This window comes from Escherichia sp. TW14182, assembly GCF_000208525.1.
GTDB lineage: Bacteria > Pseudomonadota > Gammaproteobacteria > Enterobacterales > Enterobacteriaceae > Escherichia > Escherichia ruysiae.
In genome coordinates this window covers 1-7,788 of record NZ_AEJZ01000104.1, presented here as the reverse complement: position 1 = coordinate 7,788, position 7,788 = coordinate 1, and the positions used below count along the sequence as shown (strand labels likewise).

The following is a 7,788-nucleotide window of genomic DNA, read 5'->3' as shown; positions in this document are numbered from 1 at the left end:
AATCATCACCACCAATAAAGTCTTCACCAATGATAAACGCTTGCGCCAGGCCATCCGGGCTCGGTTGTACTCTATACTGTAGATTAAGCCCCCACTGGCTCCCGTCCCCCAACAATTGTTGGAAACGCGGCGTATCCTGCGGAGTACTGATAATAAGAATATCGCGAATACCCGCCAACATAAGTGTTGAAAGCGGATAATAAATCATCGGTTTATCATAAATCGGCAGCAGTTGTTTACTTACTGCCATCGTCACAGGATAAAGACGAGTGCCGGAACCACCAGCCAGAATAATACCTTTACGCGTTTTCATTTCACCATTCCTTTTAATTCATCCCGCTCTGGCATCATGATGCGAGATGCAAAAATTTGTTAAATTGCCGTAGTCGTAAATAATTCGTTGAGCATACGTTTCACGCCCACCTGCCAGTCAGGCAAGACAAGCGCAAAGTTCTGCTGAAACTTTTCTGTATTGAGGCGAGAGTTATGGGGACGACGGGCTGGTGTGGGATAGGCCGTTGTTGGCACGGCGTTGAGTTTGTTAAGAGCAAGGCTGATCCCTGCTTTGCGCGCTTCTTCAAATACCAGAGCGGCATAATCGTGCCAGGTTGTTGTACCGCCAGCAACCAGATGGTACAAACCAGCAACTTCTGGTTTGTTTACTGCTACGCGAATGGCATGAGCGGTGCAATCAGCCAGTAATTCAGCACCCGTTGGTGCGCCGAATTGATCGTTTATTACAGCCAACTCTTCGCGTTCTTTTGCCAGACGCAACATCGTTTTGGCAAAGTTATTTCCTTTACCAGCGTATACCCAGCTGGTACGGAAAATAAGATGCTTTGCGCAATGTTCTTGTAACGCTTTTTCCCCAGCTAGCTTGGTTTCACCATAGACATTTAGCGGTGCTGTTGCATCAGTCTCCAGCCATGGCATGTCACCAGTTCCCGGGAAGACGTAGTCAGTTGAGTAATGAATTACCCAGGCTCCGACTTCATTAGCGGCTTTTGCAATCGCTTCGACGCTTGTCGCGTTAAGTAATTGTGCGAAATCCGGTTCTGATTCCGCTTTGTCTACTGCAGTGTGAGCAGCCGCATTAACAATAACATCAGGGCGAATTTTTTTGACAGTTTCAGCCACACCTTCGGGGTTGCTGAAATCGCCACAATAATCAGTGGAGTGAACATCAAGAGCAATCAGATTACCTAGCGGTGCCAGAGCACGTTGCAGTTCCCAACCCACCTGCCCTGTTTTGCCGAAAAGCAGGATATTCATTACTGGCGGCCCTCATAGTTTTGTTCAATCCACGACTGATAAGCACCGCTTTTCACATTCTCAACCCAATTTGTATTAGCCAGATACCATTCCACCGTTTTACGAATACCGCTCTCAAACGTTTCTTGCGGTTTCCAGCCCAATTCGCGGCTAATTTTATCGGCATCAATTGCATAACGGCGATCATGCCCTGGGCGATCGGCAACATAAGTAATTTGCTCACGATAAGATTTCTCTTTCGGTACAATCTCATCCAGCAAATCACAAATTGTGAGCACTACATCGATGTTTTTCTTTTCGTTGTGTCCACCAATGTTATACGTTTCACCCGCTTTACCTTCGGTTACGACGGTATATAACGCACGAGCATGATCCTCTACATACAACCAGTCGCGAATTTGATCCCCTTTGCCATAAATAGGTAATGCCTTACCTTCCAGAGCATTCAGAATAACCAATGGAATAAGTTTTTCCGGGAAATGATAAGGACCATAATTGTTAGAGCAATTAGTCACAATGGTCGGTAAACCATAAGTCCGCTTCCATGCGCGTACCAAATGATCGCTGGAAGCTTTAGACGCAGAATACGGGCTACTTGGCGCGTAGGCTGTCGTTTCCGTAAATAGCGGTAACGCTTCGTTATTATTTACTTCATCCGGATGGGGTAAATCGCCATACACTTCATCAGTAGAAATATGATGAAAGCGGAAACTTTTTTTCTTTTCATCATTCAGAGCAGACCAGTAATTGCGCGCTGCTTCTAAAAGAACATAAGTACCCACAATATTGGTTTCAATAAATGCCGCAGGGCCAGTTATTGAACGGTCAACGTGGCTCTCTGCCGCCAGGTGCATCACCGCGTCTGGCTGGTGCTGTGCGAAAATACGCGCCATAGCTACGGCATCGCAGATATCTGCATGCTCAAATGCATAACGTTCAGAATCAGAAACTTCAGCGAGTGATTCCAGGTTTCCGGCGTAAGTCAATTTATCGACATTAACAACACTGTCCTGCGTATTATTTATAATGTGACGAACTACAGCAGAGCCAATAAACCCTGCGCCACCAGTTACAAGTATCTTCACTTTTTTATTCCATATAGCTATAGAGCATGCTGTGAAATAGACTGCTCCAGAATTGATTAATAGAGGCATTAATGCACGCTACCGCCCCTGGCTTAACAGCTACCAGAGCACTGCGTGCATGACTACGATGTGACGAGCGTTACTCACTCGCGCAAAATCCGAAAAATTCAAACGCTAATTGTCTTACCAAACAGCCGTAGAAACAAGGAAAATCCTGGAAAAATTTGAATAATATGAAGCAAGTAACTCCTTGTTTTTATACGCTTTATAAAAAACAACGGCAGGAAAATTCAATGCGCAAAACTTATGCTATGAATCTTCACTGCCGTTTTTAATTTCTTACTGACCGACACTTCCTGTCAGATTTTCGTTATTCGCTTAACAGCTTCTCAATACCTTTACGGAACTTCGCCCCTTCTTTCAGGTTGCGTAGTCCATACTTCACAAACGCCTGCATATAACCCATTTTTTTACCACAGTCGTAGCTGTCACCAGTCATCAGCATTGCGTCAACGGACTGTTTTTTCGCCAGCTCAGCAATGGCATCAGTCAGCTGAATTCGTCCCCATGCACCAGGCTGAGTACGTTCCAGTTCCGGCCAAATATCGGCAGAAAGCACATAACGACCTACGGCCATAATGTCTGAGTCCAGCGTCTGCGGCTGATCGGGTTTTTCGATAAATTCAACGATGCGGCTGACTTTACCTTCGCGATCCAACGGCTCTTTAGTCTGGATGACGGAGTATTCAGAGAGGTCACCCGGCATACGTTTTGCCAATACCTGACTGCGACCAGTTTCATTGAAGCGCGCAATCATTGCTGCAAGGTTGTAACGTAACGGATCGGCGCTGGCATCATCAATAACCACATCGGGTAGTACGACGACAAATGGATTATCACCAATAGCCGGCCGGGCACACAAAATGGAGTGGCCTAAACCTAATGGTTCGCCCTGACGCACGTTCATAATGGTCACACCCGGTGGGCAGATGGACTGCACTTCTGCCAGCAGCTGTCGCTTCACGCGCAGCTCAAGGAGAGATTCTAATTCATAAGAGGTGTCGAAGTGGTTTTCGACCGCGTTTTTAGACGCATGAGTTACCAGGAGGATTTCTTTGATTCCTGCAGCCACAATCTCGTCAACAATGTACTGAATCATTGGCTTATCGACGATGGGTAGCATCTCTTTAGGAATCGCCTTAGTGGCAGGCAACATATGCATCCCAAGACCCGCTACAGGAATAACTGCTTTTAAATTCGTCATTATTTCATCCACCTGTAAAATGGTTGCTGAATTATAGCTTGTTCGATTTTTTTCGCCAGCATCAATTACCCTGAATTGATTACTGATTTCCTTCCGATGTTACGCCGCTTTGTCCAGGATTGCAGTAGCGTTATTCTTAAGTATGGTGCCATTTTTCCAGGAATGGTCGCAAATCTATCGTTCCCGTTTCGGTAGCCTGAAGTTTATCTTTTCCACATTAACGATATGGTGATTAATCCTGTCGATATCGACAGAGCTTTGTCCTTTTTCATTCACCACATGAACATTTACCAGTGACAGTAGCGTCTCGTTCTTTGCCATAAATGTCCCACGGACATCCTTACGCAAGTCAAAGTTCATGGTCAATGCCGGGCCAACCGAAGATTCTTGCATCACATTGATATTACGCATAAAAAGGTGCTGCGGTTTGTTGTGTAGCTCCAGAGAAGCACGTTTCATCTCAATATTGGTCAGTGCAACAAAGGAGACAGCGTTACCTGCTGAAATTTGTATCCCGCGCAATTTCCTGGCAAGGTCAGTATTATCAAGGTGAATATTATTCAGTCTGAAGTTTTGCGGTATGGAGAGATACCTGCCTTTAATGACGCCGTAGCCGATTAACATCCCGGCACTATTAACCATTTCTATATTGTCAATAACAAAGTTATCACATCCATATATCGCTACAGTGGCGTTATCAATACCGGCTTTCTTGCTGAAATCAGGCGTAATATTGCGCGCTTTGATATTACGGATAATGAAATGTTTACCATTTTCAACATGAATCAGCTGTCGACAATCCGATCCTGTAATATTCGCCACGACAAAGTTTTTCACCGCCTGGTCTTCTGGATAGTTATTATCGTAGGTACTTCCCGCAAGGCCTATGCCGATGCCCCAGTTGATTTTGCCATTAGTACAGTTGATACGTTCTATTACGTGGTCGGAAATTAAAATATCGCGGTCGTTGATTGCCACGTTCCATTCGATGGCGTCGCCCTGTAAGTCGCTGAACTTACAATTGGTGATGTTGGCACCGATAATCTGGTTATGAAATCCCTGGCGTAAGATGGCGTAATTAGCATGGCTCACGGTCAGGTTATCGATGGTCAGGTTGCGCATAACCCGTTTATTTTTGCCGCCGATATAAATCTGCGTTACCGGGCCAAATCCGCTCATCGCCAGCCCTTTGATGGTGCAGTCAGAGCCACGCACATCCAGTGTGATGTTATGCATACTGCCGCCCTCCTCCCCTGTCACCTGGCTGCCGTCCTGTAAGACAAATCGCCCTCTGCCGTTGCCGCGCAGGCTACCGAGAATGTGTAAGGTTTTGCCAGGAGGGATGAAGATGCCGGTGTTGATGTTGTCGCAAACAAATCCGGCAGGCACGATGACCGTTTGCCCTTCGCTAAAGGCTTGTTTAAATGAGGCGATCCAGTCGTGTGGATTGTAGTCGTTGATATTTACGCTTTGTCGGGCGGGAAGTGCACGGGCGAAAGGGGTATGGAGGCAGGCAAGCGCGGAGCTTGCCGTCAGGAAGGTGCGTCGGGAGATTGTTTTAAATGACATGCGTTCTCCTCTATAAAGCTTGCAGCAAGCTGGCTAACTCTCGATTGATCACCTGCTGGTTAAAATCATTTTCGACTTTTTCGCGAGCACGTTTGACAACCGGAGCCAGTTCGTCGGTATCCAGTTGGCTAAACGCCGCCAGCCGTTGCGCCAGTGCGCGAGCATCGTTCTCAGGCACCAGCCAACCCGATTTATCGGCCTCCACCAGTTCCGGAATGCCGCTATGCAGAGTAGAAACGACCGGAATACCGACCGCCATCGCTTCCATTAGTGCCACCGGAATACCTTCCATATCACCATCCGCGCCCGTTACCGATGGCAACAGGAAGACATCCGCGTCATCGAGCATCTCTTTCACTTCATGGCTCGGTTTAAAGCCAGGCATCTCTACCACATCTTCCAGTTGATATTGTTCGATGAGCGTGCGCAGGCGTCGTTCCCACGGGCCAATGCCGAGAATGCGATAGCGAAATGCCACGCCCTGCTCTTTCAACTGCCGGCAGGCTTCAATCGCCACATGCAGGCCTTTTTTCTCGGTTAAACGTGCGACGGAGATGATTTCCAGCGGCGTTGAGGGCGCTTTCACCGGACGCGGGCTAAAACGCGTCATGTCCACGCCCATGCGCGATACGGCAATTTTTTCCCTCGGGCAGCCCATTTTTTGCAGCCTTCCGGCCCACAGATCGCTTATTGGTAACATCAGGTCGCCACGGCGAAACAGTTGTTGATATTCGGGAGTGTAGTGGTTGAGCACTTCCCGACTGGAGATATCAATACCGTGAAAGATAGTGGCAATTTTGCCGCGAATGACCCCCAGTTCGCGTAGTTTTGCTGCGGTTACCCCCGCAGGGCCAAAATGAGCGATGAACACATCGGCATGAAACGGTGTTGCGACCTGGCCGCAAATGGCAGACAAAATCAGGTTCCGCGACTCGGCACCATAGCGTTTGAGGTTAAGCGCCTGCCAGGTATTTTTACGATGAATGCCGCGTAAGGTCTGGCTGGCACGGTGGCGCAGTTTCGCTACTTTGCCTTGTGGTTCGTCCTGCAACCAGCGGGTTCTGGCGGCAAGGTTATATTTCGTCCATGCCGCGTGGGTATTCTGGGTGTCACCTTTTTGTAGCGCGACAATCTCCACCTCAAAGCCCATATCAATAAACGCGGTAATTTGGTTGAGGACGAAGGTTTCCGACGACAGCGGAAATTTCAGTAAAAAGAAGCCGACCTTCATTTCACCTCCCCGATGCGTTCCAGCACTGACTGCACCATCTGCATTCCCGTCTGACGTTCGCGACTGACGGCTTCGTTAAGTCGTGCGTTCAGCGCCGGAAGCTGGCCTAAGGTATCCGCAACCATCGCTTGCAGGCTGCCGTCTAATAAATGACGGATATCAATTGCCATCTCTGGCAGTCCCAACTGCTGCATAATCCCGGCGGATTTATGTTCGTAGTTGATGGCAATTGCCGGAGTGGCAAAGTTCATCGAGATAATGGCAGAGTGCAGGCGCGTACCGACGGTGAGTTCACAGGCTCCCAGAATTTTGCCCATTTCCAGATCGTTAAGTTCATCCATCACTACGTGGTAACGGGCAGGATCGCTGATGTGCTGGCGCAGATTGAGCGCCACCATACGGTCGTCTTTGTTATAGCTATCGATGCCCGTGCAGGTGGAGAGCGCAATCACCTGATAGCCTTCGTCGAGAATGCGATTGACCACCCCGGCAAAGGCTTTTTCATACGCTTGTTGAGTGGTGCCGAGACGTTTGTCGAACGGTGCCAGTTCGCGCAGGGTAATTGCCACCGCTTTCTGTTGTGCGGCAACGTCCAGCCAGTGTTGGACGGCATAGCTGGCGGTGAAATCTTCGGTGTGGTGATCGACCAGCCACGCGGTATCAACGCCATGTTCCACTTTTACGGTAGTGATATTACTGCGTTTCATCAAATCAAGGCTGACCGATTCGCGCAGGATCAGCGCGTCGCAGTGACCAAAAACGTAGTTCGCCAGTTGGTTAAATTGCTCATTCTGGAAGGGGCCAACACTGTGACCAATCATAAACAGCGGCTTTTTCGCCATAAATGTGCAAAGCGCGTGCTCAAACTGCGGCACGCCATAGAGATCGACAAAAAACGATCCGCCGACCTGAATAATGGCGTCGTAACCTGACAGCAGGCGCACGAAGTCAGTGAATCCCTGGGCGATGGCGATATTACGCAACTTGCCAGTGTCGGTGACGCGTGAGAGCAATACCTGATGCTGGTAGCGGCGACGGAGGACTTTTTTAACGCGCCCGACAACGCCCGCTGCGCTGTTGTGTTGTTTCATTTGCAGGAACAGCGGATCGCCCATTACCGGGCGGTTGAGCAGCCAGGAAGAACTGACCGGATAGCGGCTCATGACGTCCACTTCGGCATGTGGATTGAGGATATTGATGGCATCAAGTAAGCCGCGCAGGATGGCGCTGTCGCCACGATTGCCGCAAGTGTGGTTGCCCAGAATAAGTAATTTCATTTTTTCCTCATAAATTTGATGCCAGGTGAGGCTGTATTTGTTGTTTTCATTACTGCTTTTTGCCTGATGCGACGCTAACGCGTCTTATCA

Annotated in this window: 7 protein-coding genes; all 7 read right to left on the bottom strand. The window is 48.6% G+C overall.

Features of this window, described 5'->3' with window-relative positions; translation table 11 throughout:
• Positions 1-313: sugar phosphate nucleotidyltransferase (locus EQY_RS0110395; RefSeq protein ID WP_000857544.1), on the bottom strand; the 313-nt coding region annotated here is incomplete at its 3' end.
• A 59-nt stretch (positions 314-372) separates the two neighbouring features.
• Positions 373-1,272, bottom strand: a complete 900-nt coding sequence (rfbD, locus tag EQY_RS0110390) for a dTDP-4-dehydrorhamnose reductase (protein ID WP_001023614.1) — start codon at positions 1,270-1,272, stop codon at positions 373-375.
• Positions 1,272-2,357, bottom strand: coding sequence for a dTDP-glucose 4,6-dehydratase (gene rfbB, locus EQY_RS0110385; protein WP_000699452.1), 1,086 nt, complete (start codon positions 2,355-2,357; stop codon positions 1,272-1,274). Before rfbB ends, rfbD begins: the two co-directional genes overlap by 1 nt.
• A gap of 370 nt (positions 2,358-2,727) precedes the next feature.
• Positions 2,728-3,621 (bottom strand): UTP--glucose-1-phosphate uridylyltransferase GalF, encoded by an 894-nt coding sequence (gene galF, locus EQY_RS0110380; protein ID WP_000183032.1) that lies wholly within the window; start codon positions 3,619-3,621, stop codon positions 2,728-2,730.
• A gap of 174 nt (positions 3,622-3,795) precedes the next feature.
• Positions 3,796-5,190: a colanic acid biosynthesis protein WcaM gene (gene wcaM, locus EQY_RS0110375; protein ID WP_000008753.1), complete on the bottom strand. Its 1,395-nt coding sequence runs from the start codon at positions 5,188-5,190 to the stop codon at positions 3,796-3,798.
• Positions 5,191-5,200: 10 nt separating this feature from the next.
• Entirely contained in the window at positions 5,201-6,421 is a 1,221-nt protein-coding gene (gene wcaL / locus EQY_RS0110370) for a colanic acid biosynthesis glycosyltransferase WcaL (protein WP_000862633.1), read from the bottom strand.
• Positions 6,418-7,698, bottom strand: coding sequence for a colanic acid biosynthesis pyruvyl transferase WcaK (wcaK, locus tag EQY_RS0110365; RefSeq protein WP_000770831.1), 1,281 nt, complete (start codon positions 7,696-7,698; stop codon positions 6,418-6,420). Before wcaK ends, wcaL begins: the two co-directional genes overlap by 4 nt.
• Positions 7,699-7,788: the final 90 nt, after the last annotated feature.

What these genes read in the sequence shown, in the direction of transcription:
- rfbD (WP_001023614.1), bottom strand. Translation starts at nt 1,272, where the DNA reads ATGAATATCCTGCTTTTCGGCAAAACAGGGCAGGTGGGTTGGGAACTG.
- galF (WP_000183032.1), bottom strand. Translation starts at nt 3,621, where the DNA reads ATGACGAATTTAAAAGCAGTTATTCCTGTAGCGGGTCTTGGGATGCAT.
- wcaM (WP_000008753.1), bottom strand. Translation starts at nt 5,190, where the DNA reads ATGTCATTTAAAACAATCTCCCGACGCACCTTCCTGACGGCAAGCTCC.
- wcaL (WP_000862633.1), bottom strand. Translation starts at nt 6,421, where the DNA reads ATGAAGGTCGGCTTCTTTTTACTGAAATTTCCGCTGTCGTCGGAAACC.
- wcaK (WP_000770831.1), bottom strand. Translation starts at nt 7,698, where the DNA reads ATGAAATTACTTATTCTGGGCAACCACACTTGCGGCAATCGTGGCGAC.